Here is an 18,359-nt window from a genome sequence, read left to right on the forward strand (position 1 = left end):
TGTTGTCCCGCCCGATTCGGCTCGCGGCGTGGCCTACATATGGATGGCCCGCTTGCCGACTGCAAGCGCGGCCTCCTTGACGGCTTCCGAGCGGGTCGGATGCGCGTGGCAGGTCCGCGCGAGATCCTCCGCGCTGCCGCCAAACTCCATGAGAACGCACGCTTCATGGATCATTTCGCCGGCCTCAATGCCGATAATGTGCACGCCGAGCACGCGATCGGTCTTCGCATCTGCGAGAATCTTCACAAAGCCGTCGGTGGTCTGGTTGACCTTGGAGCGGCCGTTGGCGGTAAAGGGAAACTTCCCGACGGTATAAGCCACACCCGCCTGCTTCAGTTCCTCCTCGGTCTTGCCGACGGAGGACACTTCCGGCGTGGTATACACGACGCCTGGAATAACATCGTAATTCACGTGGCCGGCCTGGCCTGCGATGATCTCCGCAACCGCAACGCCTTCATCCTCGGCCTTGTGCGCGAGCATGGGACCAGCGACGACGTCGCCGATGGCATAGACGCCCTTCAGGCTGGTGGCGAAGTGCGGATCGATCTGCACGCGGCCGCGATTGTCCAGCGCAACGCCGGCTTCCTTCAGCCCGAGCCCGTTCGTGTACGGCACGCGGCCGATGCAGACGAGCACGACGTCGGCTTCCAGCGTTTCGGCAGCGCCGCCGGCGGCGGGCTCGATGGTCGCCTTCAGCGTCTTGCCTGAGGTGTCGACGGCCGTGACCTTGGCGCCGAGCTTGAACGCAAAGCCCTGCTTCTCCAGGATGCGCTGGAATTGCTTGGCGATCTCGCCATCCATGCCAGGCAGGATGCGGTCGAGGAATTCAACGACGACCACTTCGGCGCCGAGGCGCTTCCACACCGAGCCGAGCTCGAGGCCGATCACGCCGGCGCCGACGATCAAGAGCTTGCCGGGGACCTTGTCGAGCGACAGCGCGCCGGTGGACGAGACGATGCGCTTCTCGTCGATCTCGATGCCCTTGAGACGCGCGATGTCCGAGCCGGTGGCGATGACGATGCTCTTGGTCTCGATCACCTGCGACTTGCCGTCGGCGGAGACTTCCACCTTGCCGGTGCCGAGGATCTTGCCGGTGCCCTTCAAGACGTCGACCTTGTTCTTCTTCATCAGGAACTCGACGCCCTTGACGTTGCCGTCGATGCCCTGCTGCTTGAAGTTCATCATCGCCGGAAGCTCGAGCTTCGGCGCGGAGACGCTGACGCCCATCTTGGCGAAGGAATGCCCGGCTTCCTCGAACATTTCGGAGGCGTGCAGCAGCGCCTTCGACGGCATGCAGCCGACATTGAGGCAGGTGCCGCCGAGCGTGGCGTTCTTTTCCACCACGGCGACTTTCATGCCGAGCTGGCTGGCGCGCACTGCGCAGACATAACCGCCAGGTCCGGTGCCGATGACGACGAGATCGTAGGTAGCCATGAGAGAAAGTCCCGTAAGTTTAGCGTGATGATGATGTGTCAGCGTCCGCGCGGCGCGTCAGCGTCCGCCGGACACATCGAGAATGGCTGAGGTGACGTAGGAGGCATCGTCCGACATCAGCCAGACGATGGCATTGGCGATTTCATCTGATGTGCCGACACGCTTCATCGGCACCATATGGGCCAGACGATGGTGCCGATCGGGCTCGCCGCCGGAGGCGTGGATTTCGGTGTCGATCAGGCCGGGACGGATCGCGGCGACGCGAATGCCTTCGCCGGCAACCTCATAGCCGAGGCCGATAGTGAAGGAATCGATCGCGCCCTTGGACGCGGCATAGTCGACGTAAGTGTTCGGCGCGCCGAGCTTGGCAGCAACCGATGACAGATTGACGATGACGCCGCCCTTGCCGCCATGCTTGGTCGACATCCGCTTCACGGCTTCGCGCGCACAGAGGATCGAGCCGGTGACGTTGACCGCCATCACGCGCTGGATGCGTTCGGCTGACATCTCGTCGACGCGCACGCCGCTCTGGCCGACGATGCCGCCGTTGTTGACGAGGGCACCGAGCGTGCCGAACTTGTCGGCTTGCTTGAACAGGTCGATGATGTCGCTTTCCACCGCGACATCGCATTTCACCGCGATGGCCTTGCCGTTGCTGGCCTCGATCTGGCTGACCACTTCATCGGCAGCCTTGTTGTTGCTGGCGTAGCCGACCACGACACGGAAGCCACGCGCGGCCGCCGCAATCGCAGTCGCCCGCCCGATGCCGCGGCTGCCGCCGGTGATGACAACGACTTTATCCGTCACGCCCGCCTCCATGGTTCGACACGCGCCGTCGCGCGAGAGGGCGACGGCGCTCGCAGAGCATCAGCGATCAGAGATCGAGCACCAGACGCGCCGGATCTTCCAGGCTCTCCTTGACGCGAACCAGGAAGGTGACGGCTTCCTTGCCGTCGATGACGCGGTGATCGTAGGACAGCGCCAGATACATCATCGGGCGGACCTCGATCTTGCCGCCGACGACCATCGGCCGCTCCTGGATCTTGTGCATGCCGAGAATGCCGGACTGCGGCGCGTTCAGGATCGGGGTCGACATCAGCGAGCCGTAGATGCCGCCATTGGTAATGGTGAAGGTGCCGCCCTGCATCTCGTCGATCTTGAGCTGGCCGTCACGGGCGCGGCGGCCGAAATCGGCGATGCCCTTCTCGATGTCGGCGATCGACTTGTTGTCGCAGTCGCGGACGACAGGCACGACGAGGCCCTTGTCGGTGCCGACGGCGACGCCGATGTGATAGTAGTTCTTGTAGATCAAATCGGTGCCGTCGATCTCGGCGTTGACGGCCGGGATGTCCTTCAGCGCCTGCACGACGGCCTTGGTGAAGAAGCCCATGAAGCCGAGCTTGCTGCCGTGCTTCTTCTCGAACGCATCCTTGTAGTGGGCACGCAGCGCCATGACGTTGGTCATGTCGACCTCGTTGAAGGTCGTCAGCATGGCCGCGGTGTTCTGCACGTCCTTGAGGCGGCGCGCGATGGTCTGGCGCAGCCGGGTCATCTTGACGCGCTCTTCGCGGGCGGCGTCATCGGCCGGCGACGGCGCGCGGACCTGGACGGCGGCGGCAGGCTGGTTGACCGGGGTCGGCGCGGAGGCGGCGCGCTCGATCGCGGCGAGCATGTCACCCTTGGTGACGCGGCCGTCCTTGCCGGAGCCCGGAACGGTCGAAGCGTCAACGCCGGTCTCGGCCGAGAGTTTTCGCACGGACGGCGCGAGCGGAGCGTCAGCCGGCGGCGCCTTCGCGGCCGGAGCGGGCGCGGCAGCAGCAGCCGCGGCGGCTGGAGCGGCGGCGGGCTTCGCAGGAGCAGCGGCCGGCTTGGCCGCGCCGGCGGCGCCTTCCGTGATCTGGCCGAGCAGCGCGCCGACCGCAACGGTGGTGCCATCAGCGGCGATGATCTCGCTCAGCGTGCCGGCGGACGGCGCCGGGACTTCGATGGTGACCTTGTCGGTCTCGAGCTCCACCAAGGGCTCGTCGACGGCGACGGCATCGCCGGCCTTCTTGAACCAGCGGCCGATGGTGGCCTCGGTGACGGATTCGCCGAGCGTCGGCACACGAATTTCAGTCATGGTCTTTTCCTTAAGGGATCGCCAATGCGGTCATGAATTCCATACGTCATTGCCCGCGAACGCGGGCAATCCAGTACGCCGTGACTTTCGTGATTGAAACGAGCGGCGCGGAATACTGGATGCCCCGCCTTCGCGGGGCATGACGTCGTCCAGAAAACTTCTCAGCTCAGTGCTTCGTCCAGGAACGCCTTCAACTGAGCCTGATGCTTGGACATCAGACCCGTGGCGGTCGCGGCGGAAGCGGCGCGGCCGACATAACGCGGACGCCGGCTCACACCGTTCACCTGGTTCAGCACCCATTCCAGATAGGGCTCGATGAAGTGCCAGGCACCCATGTTGCGGGGCTCTTCCTGGCACCAGATCACTTCCGCCTTCTTGAAGCGCGACAGCTCGGCCACCAGCGCCTTGAGCGGCACCGGATAGAGCTGCTCGACGCGCATCAAATAGATGTCGTCGATGCCGCGCTTCTCGCGCTCCTCGTAGAGGTCGTAATAGACCTTGCCCGAGCACAGCACGATGCGGCGGACCTTCTCGTCGGGGACGAGCTTGATCGGCTCGTTCGGCAGCATCTGGGCGTCATCATAGAGGATGCGGTGGAAGGTCGTGCCCTTCGCCAGCTCCTCGAGACGCGACACCGCCCGCTTGTGGCGCAGCAGCGACTTCGGCGTCATCACGATCAGCGGCTTGCGGATCTCGCGATGCAGCTGGCGGCGCAGCACGTGGAAATAGTTCGCCGGCGTGGTCGGATAGACCACCTGCATGTTGTCTTCCGCGCACATCTGCAAGTAACGCTCCAGACGTGCCGAGGAATGCTCCGGTCCCTGGCCCTCATAGCCGTGCGGCAAGAGGCAGACGAGACCGGACATGCGCAGCCATTTGCGCTCGCCCGAGGAGATGAACTGGTCGAACACGACCTGCGCGCCGTTGGCGAAGTCGCCGAACTGGGCTTCCCACAGTGTCAGCGTGTTCGGCTCGGCCAGCGAGTAGCCGTATTCGAAGCCGAGCACGGCTTCTTCCGACAGCAGCGAGTTGATGACCTCGTAATGGCCCTGCTCGTTGCCGAGATGGTTGAACGGCGTGTAGCGGCTCTCGTCTTCCTGGTCGATCAGGACCGAGTGACGCTGCGAGAAGGTGCCGCGCTCGGAATCCTGTCCGGACAGGCGGACGTGGTGGTTCTCGTTGAGCAGCGTGCAGAACGCCAGCGCCTCGCCGGTCGCCCAGTCGATGCCGTTGCCGCTGTCGATCGCCTTGGAGCGGTTCTCCAGGAAGCGCTGGATGGTGCGGTGGACGCGGAAACCATCCGGCACCTTGGTGATCTTGCGGCCGATGTCCTTCAGGGCAGTGATGTCAACGCCGGTGACGCCGCGGCGCGCATCCTCTTCCTGGTCGGCGATCTTGAAGCCGGCCCATTTGCCGTCGAGCCAGTCGGCCTTGTTCGGCTTGTAGGAGGTGCCGGCCTCAAACTCGGCATCGAGCCGCGCGCGCCAGTCGGCCTTGGCCTTGTCGACCTCGCCCTCGGTCATCACGCCTTCGCTGATCAGGCGGCGGGCGTAAAGCTCGAGCGTGGTGGGATGGGCCGCGATCTTCTTGTACATCACCGGCTGGGTGAACGCCGGCTCGTCGCCCTCGTTATGACCGTGCCTGCGGTAGCAGAACATGTCGATGACGACGGGCTTGTGGAATTTCTGCCGGAACTCGGTCGCGACCTTGGCCGCGAACACCACGGCTTCCGGATCGTCGCCGTTCACGTGGAAGATCGGCGCGTCGATCATCTTCGCCACGTCGGACGGATAGGGCGAGGAGCGCGAGTAACGCGGATAGGTGGTGAAGCCGATCTGGTTGTTGACGATGAAGTGCACGGAGCCGCCGGTGCGGTAGCCCTTCAGGTCGGAGAGGCCGAAGCATTCCGCGACCACGCCCTGGCCGGCGAACGCCGCGTCGCCATGCATCAGCAGCGGCATCACGGAGATGCGCTGGTCCGGCGGGTCACCATGCTGATCCTGCTTGGCGCGCACCTTGCCGAGCACGACGGGATCGACGATCTCGAGATGCGAGGGATTGGCGGTCAGCGACAGATGGATGCGGTTGCCGTCGAACTCGCGATCGGAGGACGCACCGAGGTGGTACTTGACGTCGCCGGAGCCTTCGACCGCGTCGGGGTTGGCCGAGCCGCCCTTGAACTCGTGGAACAGGGCGCGATGCGGCTTGCCCATCACCTGCGTCAGCACGTTGAGGCGGCCGCGATGCGGCATGCCGACCACGACTTCCTTCACGCCAAGATTGCCACCGCGCTTGATGATCTGCTCGAGCGCCGGGATCAGCGACTCACCGCCGTCGAGACCGAAACGCTTGGTGCCGGTGAACTTGGTATCGCAGAACTTTTCAAAGCCTTCGGCTTCGACCAGCTTCATCAGGATGGCGCGGCGACCTTCGCGGGTGAACGAGATCTCCTTGTCCGGCCCTTCGATGCGCTCCTGAATCCAGGCCTTCTGCGCAGCGTTGCTGATGTGCATGAATTCGACGCCGAGCGTCTGGCAGTAGGTGCGCTCGCAGATCGCGGTGATCTCGCGCAGGCTGGCATATTCGAGGCCGAGCACGTGATCGAGGAAGATCTTGCGGTCGAAATCGGCTTCGCTGAAGCCATAGGTGCGCGGGTCGAGCTCTTCGCGATTGCGCTGGGCTTCGATGCCGAGGGGATCGAGCTTGGCGTGGAAGTGGCCGCGCATGCGGTAGGAGCGGATCAGCATCAGGGCGCGGACGGAGTCGCGCGTCGCCTGGAGCAATTCGGCGGACGTAATGCCGGCGCCCTTGTCGCCGGCCTTGGCCTGCGCCTTGGCGGCGATCTTGGTGCCGACCGCCTTCTCCACTTCGGCCCAATTGCCGTCGAGGGCGGAGGTCAGATCGTCCTGCGGGGTCAGCGGCCAGTTGGCGCGCTCCCAGGACGGGCCCTGGGCGTTCTTGCGGACGTCGTCGGGCTGGTCCTTCAGGCTCTTGAAGAACTCCTGCCACTCGGCGTCGACCGAGGACGGGTCCTTCTCGTAGCGGGCGTATATTTCGTCGATGTAGGTGGCGTTGGTGCCCTGCAAAAAGGAGGAGAGGGCAAAGGCTGCGTTCGCGTCCTGGCGAGACATACTTGAGTTCCTGGCGATTTCGGTTCGCGCATAACAAACGGCGCTGGCGCTGAGCTCCCCGGCAGAGGCTCAGCGCGATTGGCACCATTTACCCTATTTGCTGCGAAACTTCGCCCGGAAAAGTACGAAGAAGTGAATTAGCCCTTCAACTTTTCGGCAAGCGTGTGGCCGAGGCGGGCGGGAGACGGGGACACTGTAATCCCTGCCGATTTCATCGCGTCGGTCTTGGAACCGGCATCACCCTTTCCGCCCGAGATGATCGCGCCGGCATGGCCCATGCGGCGGCCGGGAGGCGCGGTCACGCCGGCGATGAAACCGACCATCGGCTTCTTGCGGCCGCGCTTGGCTTCGTCCTTGAGGAACTGGGCGGCGTCTTCCTCGGCGGAACCGCCGATTTCGCCGATCATGATGATCGATTCGGTCTTGGGGTCGGCGAGCAGCATTTCCAGCACGTCGATGAATTCGGTGCCCTTGACCGGGTCGCCGCCGATGCCGACCGCAGTGGTCTGGCCGAGGCCTTCCTGGGAGGTCTGGAACACGGCTTCGTAAGTGAGCGTGCCGGAGCGGGAGACGATGCCGACGGAGCCGGTCTTGAAGATGTTGGCGGGCATGATGCCGATCTTGCACTCGCCGGCGGTCATGACACCCGGGCAGTTCGGCCCGATCAGGCGCGACTTGGAACCGGCCAGCGAGCGCTTCACCCGCACCATGTCGATCACAGGAATACCTTCGGTGATGCAGACGATCAGCGGGATCTCGGCGTCGATGGCTTCGCAGATCGCATCAGCCGCGCCCGGCGGCGGCACGTAGATCACCGACGCATCGGCACCGGTCTTCTCACGCGCCTCGCGCACGGTGTCGAACACCGGCAGGTTCAGATGCGTCGCGCCGCCTTTGCCCGGCGAAGTGCCGCCGACCATCTTGGTGCCATAGGCAATCGCGGCCTCCGAATGGAAGGTACCGTTCTTGCCGGTAAAGCCCTGGCAGATGACCTTGGTGTTCTTGTCGATCAGGATGGACATGAGGCGAGCCTGCTTTCTTGGATACCTGTTACGTGGCCGGATGACGGCTGTTCAAAGTGGCTGTTCAATCGAAGGAATATCCGCCGAAAAAGATTTCATGCGGCACATCCTTATCGAAAATGACCGTGTAGACCGCCGAGCCGCGCTCGATGCGATCCCACATTCGCTGATTGGTCTCGACCTGCTCGCGCGTCGGCTTCGAGGTTCCGAACAGACCTTCCACGTCGGACGGAGCCAACGGAAAGGCCGTCAGGAATGGCATTCCGCTTCCATCGAAAGGCGCCGGCGCGATCTGCGCGATATCCAGGATGGACCGGGTACCGGTTTCGTCGCCCTGCTCCATCACCTGCTCGATCGAGTCGTGCTTCGCACCCGTCACCGGCGCAGACAAGTCGATCGGAAATGTCTGAAGCGGCGTCACAGGGTAGTAGCGGCCGGCTTGAAACTCACGCAGCCGCAACTTCTGCAATGCCGCGTCGAAATCGTCCTCGTACGGAACGAAATACCAGTATGGATGAGCACCCATCGATCTCGCCCTAATGGATCCGACGATAGACGCCGGTGAGCACGTCGGCCCAGCCTTCCGCGTCCGGCGAGAACTGGATCTTCAACGCGTAGGAATTGTCGTCGATGATTTCGTAGACGTGGCGCGCATTGCCGCGGAGCGAGCCGCGCACCAGCGTCAGGGTCTTGCCGACCCATCCGCCGGAGGCGGACGAGGGCGGCGTATAGCCGAGCGAGTCGTACCAGAACAATTTGTAGGTCCGGTCGTCACGATCGTAGGTGAAGATGCCGTGGGTGGCGAAGCTCTGCTTGCCGTCGCGCATCTGGACACTGTCCTGGATCAGATAGAAGCCGTTCAGGTCCATGCGCGCGACAACGTGCGAAGTGGCCGACCCGCCTTCCGTCCAGCGCGACGGAAAGACCACCTCTTCGCCATTCCATTCGCCGGCGAACGCGGCGAGGCGCGCGTGCTCTGCAAGCGGAGATGATGCGGCGAGATGGTCTTGGGTCATGGCCTTAGCCTCCCTTGACGGCCTTCACGATCTTCTGCGCGGCATCGTCGAGATTGTCGGCCGGCACCACGTTCAGGCCGGATTCACGGATGATCTTCTTGCCGAGCTCGACGTTGGTGCCTTCGAGGCGAACCACCAGCGGCACGCTGAGGCCGACCTCGCGCACGGCGGCGGTGACGCCCTCGGCGATCACGTCGCACTTCATGATACCACCGAAGATATTGACCAGGATGCCCTTCACGTTGGGATCCGCGGTGATGATTTTGAACGCGGCCGCAACCTTCTCCTTGCTGGCGCTGCCGCCGACGTCGAGGAAGTTCGCCGGCGCCATGCCGTAGAGCTTGATGATGTCCATCGTCGCCATGGCAAGGCCGGCGCCGTTGACCATGCAGCCGATATTGCCGTCGAGGGTGACGTAGTTGAGGTCGTATTTCGACGCCTCGATTTCCTTGGCGTCTTCCTCGGTCTCGTCGCGCAGCGCGAGCACCTCGGGATGACGGAACAGCGAATTGTCGTCGAACGACACCTTGGCGTCGAGCACGCGGAGCTGGCCCTGCTTGGTCACGACCAGCGGGTTGATCTCCAGCATCGACATGTCCTTGGCGACGAACGCGGCATAGAGCTGCGCGGTGAGCTTCTCGGCCTGCTTGGCGAGATCACCGGAGAGTTTCAGCGCGTTGGCGACGGTGCGGCCGTGATGGCCCATGATGCCGGTGGCCGGATCGACCGAGAAGGTGACGATCTTCTCGGGGCTGTTGTGCGCGACGTCCTCGATGTTGACGCCGCCTTCGGTCGAGACGACGAAGGAGACGCGCGAGGTCTCGCGGTCGACCAGGATCGAAAGATAGAATTCCTTGTCGATGTCGGAGCCGTCCTCGATGTAGAGGCGGTTGACCTGCTTGCCGGCGGGGCCGGTCTGGATCGTCACCAGCGTGGCGCCGAGCATCTGCTTGGCGAATTCGGTGACCTCGGCGGCCGACTTGGCGATGCGGACGCCGCCCTTGTCGCCGGCGGAGGCTTCCTTGAACTTGCCCTTGCCGCGGCCGCCGGCATGGATCTGGCTCTTCACCACCCAGACCGGGCCCGGCAGCGCCTTGGCGGCGGCTTCCGCGTCGGCCGCCTTCAGGACAGGCACGCCCTTGGAGATCGCGACGCCGAACTCGTTGAGCAGCGCTTTGGCCTGATATTCATGGATATTCATATGGTCGCTCCCTGAACCCGCGGGCGGTGACCTCGTAGGCCCACCTCAGTCTTGTGGCTGGCATACCATATACCACAGGAACTGCAACCCGGATTCTTTGACATCGATCTCTGCGAACCGGAGCCCGCCCCGGTCAGAAGGGCTCCGAAAGTGAAACCGCCGAAGACCGGGTTTCGATCTTCGGCGGGGATTGCTGGCTTAGCGGCCGAGAAGATCGGGCGCGATCTTCTTGCAGGCGTCGACCAGGCCCTGCACGGCGCCGACCGACTTGTCGAAGGCTTCGCGGTCCTTGCCGGCGAGCTCGATCTCGACGACGCGCTCGACGCCCTTGGAGCCGATCACGACGGGCACGCCGACATACATGTCCTTCACGCCGTATTCGCCGTTGAGGTAGGCGGCCGAGGGCAGCACGCGCTTCTTGTCACGCAGATAGCTCTCGGCCATCGCGATGGCGGAGGCCGCAGGCGCGTAGAAGGCCGAGCCGGTCTTGAGCAGGTTGACGATCTCGGCGCCGCCGTTGCGGGTGCGGTCGACGATCTCGTCGAGGCGCGCCTGCGAGGTCCAGCCCATCTTGACGAGGTCGGGCAGCGGGATGCCGGCGACAGTGGAGTACTTCACCAGCGGCACCATGGTGTCGCCATGGCCGCCGAGCACGAAGGCGGTGACGTCCTCGACCGAGACGTTGAACTCGTCGGCCAGGAAGTAGCGGAAGCGCGCCGAATCCAGCACGCCGGCCATGCCGACGACCTTCTTGTGCGGCAGGCCGGAGGCCTTCTGCAGCGCCCAGACCATGGCGTCGAGCGGGTTGGTGATGCAGATGACGAAGGCGTCGGGGGCGTACTTCTTGATGCCGGCGCCGACCTGCTCCATGACCTTGAGGTTGATGGAGAGGAGGTCGTCGCGGCTCATGCCGGGCTTGCGCGGCACGCCGGCGGTGACGATGCAGACCTTGGCGTTGTCGAGGGCTTCGTACGAGTTCGCGCCGGTGTAGTGCGCGTCGAAGCCGTCGACCGGCGAGGACTGCGCGATGTCGAGCGCCTTGCCCTGCGGCACGCCCTCGGCGATGTCGAACATCACGACGTCGCCCAGTTCTTTCAGGCCGATGAGGTGAGCCAGCGTTCCGCCGATCTGACCGGAGCCAATCAAAGCAATCTTGTCGCGCGCCATGTGAACCTGTCCTTTAGACACGTAAGGAGGGAAAACTGACAGGGTGGTTATCCCTTTCGCTTCCGCCGTTCAAGTCGGTGGATGCTCAATTGTCGGGCTTGGCGCGATAGCAGCCAGCACACCCGGCCGTCATTCCGGGATGCGCCGACAGGCGCAGGCCCGGAATCCATAACCACGATCAGGCGTGCGGATTCCGGGCTCGTCGCTGCCGCCTTCGCTCTCCGAGCTTCGGCGGACAAGTCGCGCGCGCCGGAATGACGGGCGGAGATAGGACTTAAGTCTCCACCAGGCCCTTGGTGGAGCCGCTTGCGGTGGAATCCTTGCGGCCGTGAGGCAGCGCCAGATAGGATTCCGAGCTCATTTCGATCAGGCGCGAGGACGTCCGCTTGAACTCCATGGCCTCGGTGCCCTCATGGGCGAGGTAGAGCGAGATCGGGTTGGCGTCGGCCGAGGCCATCAGCTTCACGGCATTGTCATAGAGCGTGTCGATCAGCGTGATGAAGCGCTTGGCGGCGTTGCGCTGGGAGATGTCCATCACTGGAATATGGTCGACCAGGATGGTGTGATAGTCGTGCGCCAGCCTGAGGTAATCCGATGCGCCCAGCGGCTTCTCGCAGAGATCGGCGAAGGTGAACCGCGCCACGCCATGGGCCGAGCACGGCACGTGCAGGATGCGGCCCTTGATCGAAATATCGCGCGACTTGCATTTGGCGCTGCCGCTCATCCTGGACCAGGCGCGGTCGAGCGCGGCATCCGCATCGCTGTCGGCCGGCGTCAGCCACATCGGCACGCCCTGGAGCTTCTCCAGGCGGAAGTCGGTGCGCGCATCGAGCCGCGCAACGTCCATGTGGTCGGTGATCTGCTTGATGAAGGGCAGGAACAGCGAGCGGTTGAGGCCGCCCTTGTAGAGATCGTCGGGCGCGACGTTGGAGGTCGCGACCACCACGGTGCCGAGCTCGAACAACTTTGCGAATAGGCGTCCCAGGATCATCGCGTCCGCGATGTCGGTGACGTGGAATTCGTCGAAGCAAAGCAGCCAGCTCTCCTCGAAGATCGCAGTCGCCGTCAGCGCGATGACGTCACCATCGGCGGTCTCGCCGCGCGCGATGCTCTGGCGATAGTCGTAGATGCGCTCGTGCACATCGGCCATGAATTCGTGGAAATGCGCGCGGCGCTTGTGCTCGACGGTGGAGTGCTGGAAGAACAGGTCCATCAGCATGGTCTTGCCGCGGCCGACCTCGCCATGGATGTAGAGCCCGCGCGGCGCCTCGTCCTTGTCACTGCTGAACAGGCGGCTGAGCAGGCCCTGCTTGCGCTGCGGCTTGTAGTTCGCGAGCCGCTGGTCGAGCGCCGCATAGGCCTCGGCGACCTCGGCCTGCGCAGCATCGGGCTCGATCGCGCCTTCGGCGATCCGGGCCTGGTACGCCTCGCGGAATGAGGAATTGAGGGTGGAGAGCATGGCTCTTTACCGCCAGAGATGGGCGGAAATTGCAACTGCGTATTCGCGCAACGGCTTATGCGCCCCACCCTTCGCGGACGGATCGCGCGTGGACACGGACCTCTGTGTCGGTGTGGTGTCCGGTCAGCCAAACGGATCGATTCTTGCGCTCCGCGCGGCTAGAATATACCTATTGAGGAACCAAGGAACCTCAAATGGCGCTCAGCATCAAGGACCCCGAAACGGAGCAATTAGCGCGGACTCTGGCGCAATTGACCGGCGAGAACATCACGACAGCGACCAAACGTGCCATTGAGGAGCGATTGCGCCGGCTCAGCGGTCAAGCTCACAAAGACGCGCTGCTGCAGGACATGGCCGAGATCAGGCGACGCTGGAGCGAAATGCGCGTCGTGGATGACCGCACGGCTGAGGAAATTCTCGGATACGACGAGCACGGATTGCCGCGCTGATGGTGATCGATACATCGGCGATCGTGGCAATCGCGCTCAACGAAGACGATGCAGCGGATATCGAGCGACTGATCGTGGACGATCCGATCCGCTTGATCTCGGCGGCAACGGTGCTTGAAGCAACGATGGTTATCGAGACACGGTTAGGTGATGCCGGCGGGCGCGAGTTCGATCTCTGGCTCGTCAAGATCGGAGCCGAGATCGTGGCGGTCGATGCCGGACAAGCCGATGCAGCACGGCGCGCCTGGCGGCGCTACGGGAAGGGGCGTCACACTGCGTCGCTCAACTACGGTGATTGCTTTTCCTACGCGCTAGCGGTGACCCGCAGCGAGCCACTGCTGTTCAAGGGCGAGGATTTCGCGAAGACCGACGTCAGCAGATCAAGCGTGGCGCCGCCGCGATAGCGCGCCGAGGTAAAGACCTACTCACACAGCTCGTAGGCGTCCTCGACCACATACGGCCCGCCCCCCGTCGACGCGCGCGATGAGAACAGCACAAAACGTTCGGCCATGAACGCCTTGCTTGGAAAATAGCCGCGCAGCGAAAGATAGTCGGCGACGTCGCGGTCGGTGGCGTCGTGCAGACGGGCCAGCGTGACATGCGGAATGAACTTGCGTCCCTCGGGATCGAGACCGATGCGCTGCATCAAGCGCTCGAGCTCGGCCTGCAATTCCATCAGCGGCCTGCTCGGCGCGATGGTCGCGACCACCGCGCGCGGCTTGCGGCCGCCGAAGCTCATGAGCCCCTGCACCTTGACCTCGAACGGCTTGCGGTCGACGCGAAACAGCATCGATGCAATCTCGTTGGCGGACATGCCGTCGATATCGCCGATGAAGCGCAAAGTGACGTGATAATTTTCGGGATCGATCCATCGGGCGCCGGGAAGGCCGCCCCGCAAATTGGAAAGCGTCTGGCCGATCTCGGCCGGAATTTCCAGACCAGTGAACAAACGCGGCATCGTTTCGCACTCCCGATGCTTGGGCATGATCCCTGGGAAGGATCATATCCAAATTTTAGAGCCGGCGACGAATCACCGGTACCTTGATTCCTATCGCGTTTGTGTGACTCTGCGAAGCATGACCCGTGAACTCACGGGATAACCCTTGCGGTTAGGGTTAGCGTTGCCTGCTTTTCAACGCCGCTGCTCGCTTATGTTGCGCAAAAATGCCTGCACCGTGGGCATCATGTTGCCGACGATGATGTCGACGCCTTCAGCGGTCGGATGAATGCCGTCGGCCTGGTTGAGCTTGGCGTCGGCGGCGACGCCGTCGAGGAAGAACGGATAGAGCGACACCTCGAATTGTTTCGCCAGATCCGGATAAATCGAATTGAAGCGCGCCGCATATTCGGCGCCGTAATTCGGCGGCGCCAGCATCCCGCACAGCATCACAGGGATCTTGCGTGCCTTCAGCCGCGCGATGATGTCGGTCAGCGCGGCACGCGTCAAATCGGGATCGATGCCGCGCAGCGCGTCGTTGGCGCCGAGCTCGACGATCACGCCCTCGGTTCCCTCAGGGACCGACCAGTCGAGCCGGTCGCGCCCCCCCGAGGAGGTATCGCCGGACACCCCGGCATTGATCATGTCAACGGCTATGCCTTTGGCCTGCAAGGCTTTTTGAAGCTTTGCGGGAAATGCCTCCTGGGCCGGAAGGCCGAGGCCTGCGCTCAAGGAATCGCCGAGAACGACAAGCTTGACCGGTTTTGTCGCCTCCGCCCAAGCCGGGTTCGCGATCGTCATCAAAGCGAGCATCAACACGGCTATGTGCATGAACAATCCGTAACGCCTCTCGACCGCGCTAGCGGAGTTGCCATATGACCGGACCATGGACACTCGCATCGAATCCTCTTCGTTCGCCGGCGCCGCGCCGGACACCATCGCCATCTCCAATGTCAATCTCTCATTGGGCACGGGGGCGGCACGCGTTCACATCCTCAAGGATATCAGCCTGCGGGTCGGCTCGGGTGAGACGATCGGCCTGATCGGCCCGTCAGGCTCGGGCAAATCCACACTGCTGATGGTGATGGCGGGGCTGGAGCGTCCTGATAGCGGAGAGGTGGTGGTGTCAGGCACGCCTTTCAATGCCCTCGACGAGGACGCCCTGGCCCGCTTCCGCGGCCGCCAGGTCGGCATCGTCTTCCAGTCCTTCCATCTGATCCCGACCATGACGGCGCTGGAGAATGTCGCGGTGCCGCTCGAGCTTGCCGGCAATCCCGACGCTGCCAAGCGCGCAGCGCAGGAGCTGCAATCGGTCGGGCTCGGCGATCGCCTGCATCATTATCCGACGCAGCTCTCCGGCGGCGAGCAGCAGCGCGTCGCGCTCGCCCGCGCGCTGGCGCCCGATCCCGCCATCCTCGTTGCCGACGAGCCGACCGGCAATCTCGACGAGACCACCGGAAAGCAGATCGTCGACCTGCTCTTCACCAAGCACGCCGAGCGCGGCATGACCTTGGTGCTGGTCACGCATGATTCCTCGCTCGCACATCGCTGCGACCGCGTCATCCGCCTGCGCTCGGGGCGCATCGACACGCAGTCTGCACCGGCATGAGCACGACTGCCGAACCGTTCGCGCGGCCCCACGCCGCCGCGCTGTCGCTGCGCTACGCACTGCGCGAATTGCGCGGAGGCCTGCGCGGCTTCTATGTCTTCATCGCCTGCATCGCGCTCGGCGTGATGGCAATTGCCGGCGTCGGCTCGGTGTCGGCAAGCCTGAGCGACGGCCTCGCCCGCGAAGGCCGCACGCTGCTCGGCGGCGACGTGTCGTTCGTATTGTTCCAGCGCGAGGCCAAACCGGACGAGGTCGCCTTCCTGCGCTCGCGCGGCACCGTCTCGACCGCCGCCACCTTGCGCGGCATGGCGCGCGCGGCCGACGGCCAGCTCGCGCTGGTCGAGATGAAGGCGGTCGACGACAGCTATCCGATGCTCGGGCAGTTGACGCTGGCGCCGCCGCTACCGATGGCTGACGTCCTTGCAGAACGCGACGGCGCGTTCGGCGCCGCCGCCGATCCGACGCTGCTGGCGCGGATGTCGCTCAAGACCGGCGACCGCGTCACTGTTGGCTCCGCGACCTTCCAGATCCGCAGCACCGTCGAAGCCGAGCCCGACAAGCTCGCCGGCGGCATCGGCTTTGGACCACGCTTCCTGATCAGCGAGGCCGGCCTGCGCGCCACCGGCCTGATCCAGCCCGGCAGCCTGGTGCGCTGGGTCTACCGGGTGAAGCTGCCCGACAACGCCAATACCGAGCGCGCCACCGAAGCTTTCATCACTGACGCGCGCAACGCGGCGCCGCAGGCCGGCTGGGAAGTCCGCAGCCGCTCCAACGCCTCGCCGCAGCTCGAACGCAACATCAGCCGCTTCACGCAGTTCCTGACCCTGGTCGGCCTTGCCGCGCTGCTGGTCGGCGGCGTCGGCGTCGCCAACGCCGTGAAGAGCCATATCGACCGCAAGCTCGAGGTGATCGCGGCCTTCAAGGCCGTCGGCGCCACCGGGCGCGACGTGTTCGGCATCTATCTGGCGCAGGTTCTCCTGCTCGCCGCGATCGGCTCGGTGATCGGGCTGGCGCTCGGCGCCGCCATGCCGTTCGCCATCGTCGGCCTGTTCGGCAAATTGTTGCCGCTGCCGGTGGTGCCCGCCGTGCATGCCGACGAGCTCGCGCTATCCTTCCTCTATGGCCTGCTCACCGCGCTCGCCTTCGGCCTGTGGCCGCTCGGCCGCGTGCACGACGTGCCGGTGGCCGCGCTGTTCCGCGACACCATCAGCTCCGAATGGCACCGGCCGCGCCTGGGCTATCTGGTGTTCATGGGTGTCGTGGTCGCGCTGCTGATCGCGGTCGTGATCGGATTGTCTTTCGACAAGCGCATCGCCGCGGTGTTCGTGGCCTCCTCCGTCGTCGTGTTCGCCCTGCTGCGCGGCATCGCGGCCCTGCTGATGACGATCGCGCGGCGGCTGCCGCGCTCGCGGCTGCCGATGCTGCGGCTTGCGATCGCCAACATCCACCGGCCCGGTGCGCTGACGCCCTCGGTCGTGCTGTCGCTGGGGCTGGGGCTCGCCGTGCTCGTCACCATCACCCAGATCGACGGCAATCTGCGCCGGCAGTTCCTTGCGGCGCTCCCCGATCACGCGCCGTCGTTCTTCTTCATCGACATCCCGAGCACGCAAGCCGCGCCGTTCGACGAATATCTGCGCCAGATCGCACCCGGCGCGAAGGTCGAGGACGTCCCGATGCTGCGCGGGCGCATCGTCGGAGCGCGCGGCGTGCGCGCCGAGGACCTCAAGCCCACCACCGATTCCGAGTGGGTGCTGCAGAGCGACCGCGGCCTGACCTACACCGCCGAGCAGCCGAAGGGCTCCAAGGTGGTCGAGGGCGAGTGGTGGAGCGCCGATTATTCCGGCCCGCCGCTGGTCTCGATGGAGAAGAAGATCGCCGACGGGCTCGGCCTCAGGCTCGGCGACGAGATCGTGGTCAATGTGCTCGGCCGCGACATCCCGGCGAGAATCGGCAATCTGCGCACCATCGACTGGCAGGGGATGGGGATCAATTTCGTGCTGGTGTTCTCGCCGAATGCCTTCAAGGGCGCGCCGCACACCCACATCGCGACGCTCACCGAGGCGGGCGGCGATGCAGCCGGCGACGGCAAGATCATCAGGCAGGTCGCCGACGCTTACCCCATGGTAACCAGCGTGCGCGTGCGCGAGGTGATGGAGACGGTCGGTTCGGTCGTGACCAATCTGGCGCTGGCGATCCGCGGCGCCAGTGCCGTGACCCTGATCTCGGCGATCCTGGTGCTGGGCGGAGCGCTCGCCGCCGGTCATCGCCACCGGGTCTACGATGCGGTGATCCTGAAGACGCTGGGCGCGACGCGGCTGCGGCTGCTCGGCGCCTATGCCCTCGAATACCTCCTGATCGGGCTCGCCACCGCGGTGTTCGGCGTGATCGCGGGCAGCGTCGCCGCCTGGATGATCGTGACGCGGCTGATGACGCTGACCTTCGTCTGGCAGGCCGGCAGCGCGGCCGGCGTAGTTGCGGCCGCCCTCATCGTCACGGTCGGGCTCGGGCTCGCCGGCACGCTCCTGGCGTTGAACAAAAAGCCCGCCACGGTGTTGCGGAATTTGTGACAAATGGTAGCGGGTCGCCGCGCGGGAGCGAAATCGCACGATTTCGACGATTAACCACGTCGCTCGTCAGGTTCGCGTCAGGATTGCCGCCAAGGGCGACATTCAGCCGCGCGTGGACGGTTGCAGCGAATGTGTTAGTTTCCCACATATCGAGTGGGTTCGGAGCCCCGATTGTTAGCCAAAATTTAGTCGGCAGACATCGGTATCCGAGATAGAATTTGACGAACCGGCGGCATGGCGACCCTCAT

General features: G+C 64.4%; 16 protein-coding genes. 4 read left to right on the top strand and 12 right to left on the bottom strand.

Going from position 1 to position 18,359, the window contains the following annotated elements; genetic code table 11:
• Nucleotides 1–33: 33 nt before the first annotated feature.
• The 10 genes from lpdA to zapE form a co-directional block, all read right to left on the bottom strand.
• Nucleotides 34–1,434 carry a dihydrolipoyl dehydrogenase gene (gene lpdA / locus AC1RR3_RS35455; RefSeq protein ID WP_492829435.1) on the bottom strand — a complete coding sequence of 467 codons (1,401 nt, stop codon included), beginning with the start codon at nt 1,432–1,434 and terminating at the stop codon, nt 34–36.
• A gap of 57 nt (nt 1,435–1,491) precedes the next feature.
• Nucleotides 1,492–2,253, bottom strand: a complete 762-nt coding sequence (locus AC1RR3_RS35460) for an SDR family oxidoreductase (RefSeq protein WP_492829437.1) — start codon at nt 2,251–2,253, stop codon at nt 1,492–1,494.
• A gap of 55 nt (nt 2,254–2,308) precedes the next feature.
• Nucleotides 2,309–3,553: a 2-oxoglutarate dehydrogenase complex dihydrolipoyllysine-residue succinyltransferase gene (odhB, locus tag AC1RR3_RS35465; protein WP_492829439.1), complete on the bottom strand. Its 1,245-nt coding sequence runs from the start codon at nt 3,551–3,553 to the stop codon at nt 2,309–2,311.
• A gap of 161 nt (nt 3,554–3,714) precedes the next feature.
• On the bottom strand, nt 3,715–6,684 hold the full coding sequence (locus AC1RR3_RS35470; protein ID WP_492829440.1) for a 2-oxoglutarate dehydrogenase E1 component: 2,970 nt from the start codon (nt 6,682–6,684) through the stop codon (nt 3,715–3,717).
• 137 nt (nt 6,685–6,821) lie between these two features.
• On the bottom strand, nt 6,822–7,706 hold the full coding sequence (gene sucD, locus AC1RR3_RS35475; RefSeq protein ID WP_492829442.1) for a succinate--CoA ligase subunit alpha: 885 nt from the start codon (nt 7,704–7,706) through the stop codon (nt 6,822–6,824).
• A 64-nt stretch (nt 7,707–7,770) separates the two neighbouring features.
• On the bottom strand, nt 7,771–8,232 hold the full coding sequence (locus AC1RR3_RS35480; protein WP_492829444.1) for a hypothetical protein: 462 nt from the start codon (nt 8,230–8,232) through the stop codon (nt 7,771–7,773).
• A 10-nt stretch (nt 8,233–8,242) separates the two neighbouring features.
• Nucleotides 8,243–8,722 (bottom strand): DUF1579 family protein, encoded by a 480-nt coding sequence (locus AC1RR3_RS35485; RefSeq protein ID WP_492829446.1) that lies wholly within the window; start codon nt 8,720–8,722, stop codon nt 8,243–8,245.
• Between the two features lie 4 nt (nt 8,723–8,726).
• Nucleotides 8,727–9,923 carry an ADP-forming succinate--CoA ligase subunit beta gene (gene sucC / locus AC1RR3_RS35490; protein WP_492829447.1) on the bottom strand — a complete coding sequence of 399 codons (1,197 nt, stop codon included), beginning with the start codon at nt 9,921–9,923 and terminating at the stop codon, nt 8,727–8,729.
• Nucleotides 9,924–10,121: 198 nt separating this feature from the next.
• Complete coding sequence (gene mdh / locus AC1RR3_RS35495) at nt 10,122–11,090, bottom strand: malate dehydrogenase (RefSeq protein ID WP_008145224.1); 969 nt, start codon at nt 11,088–11,090, stop codon at nt 10,122–10,124.
• 274 nt (nt 11,091–11,364) lie between these two features.
• A complete protein-coding gene (gene zapE / locus AC1RR3_RS35500; RefSeq protein WP_492829451.1) occupies nt 11,365–12,549 on the bottom strand; it encodes a cell division protein ZapE in 1,185 nt (394 codons plus the stop codon).
• 194 nt (nt 12,550–12,743) lie between these two features.
• Here zapE and AC1RR3_RS35505 point away from each other — a divergent pair, with 194 nt between their 5' ends.
• On the top strand, nt 12,744–12,998 hold the full coding sequence (locus AC1RR3_RS35505; protein WP_492829453.1) for a type II toxin-antitoxin system VapB family antitoxin: 255 nt from the start codon (nt 12,744–12,746) through the stop codon (nt 12,996–12,998).
• On the top strand, nt 12,998–13,402 hold the full coding sequence (locus tag AC1RR3_RS35510; RefSeq protein ID WP_492829454.1) for a type II toxin-antitoxin system VapC family toxin: 405 nt from the start codon (nt 12,998–13,000) through the stop codon (nt 13,400–13,402). Before AC1RR3_RS35505 ends, AC1RR3_RS35510 begins: the two co-directional genes overlap by 1 nt.
• A 17-nt stretch (nt 13,403–13,419) precedes the next feature.
• Here AC1RR3_RS35510 and thpR read toward each other — a convergent pair whose 3' ends face one another.
• The gene (thpR, locus tag AC1RR3_RS35515) at nt 13,420–13,956 is read right to left on the bottom strand and encodes an RNA 2',3'-cyclic phosphodiesterase (protein ID WP_492829456.1); all 537 of its coding nucleotides are present in this window, start codon (nt 13,954–13,956) and stop codon (nt 13,420–13,422) included.
• A gap of 174 nt (nt 13,957–14,130) precedes the next feature.
• A complete protein-coding gene (locus AC1RR3_RS35520; protein WP_492829458.1) occupies nt 14,131–14,766 on the bottom strand; it encodes an arylesterase in 636 nt (211 codons plus the stop codon).
• A gap of 55 nt (nt 14,767–14,821) precedes the next feature.
• Here AC1RR3_RS35520 and AC1RR3_RS35525 point away from each other — a divergent pair, with 55 nt between their 5' ends.
• Nucleotides 14,822–15,544, top strand: coding sequence for an ABC transporter ATP-binding protein (locus AC1RR3_RS35525; protein ID WP_492829460.1), 723 nt, complete (start codon nt 14,822–14,824; stop codon nt 15,542–15,544).
• Entirely contained in the window at nt 15,541–18,111 is a 2,571-nt protein-coding gene (locus AC1RR3_RS35530; RefSeq protein ID WP_492829462.1) for an ABC transporter permease, read from the top strand. The genes AC1RR3_RS35525 and AC1RR3_RS35530 overlap by 4 nt, the downstream gene beginning before the upstream one ends.
• The last annotated feature ends 248 nt before the right edge of the window (nt 18,112–18,359 follow it).

The organism is Bradyrhizobium sp. GW821-FHT13H05 (assembly GCF_058804065.1).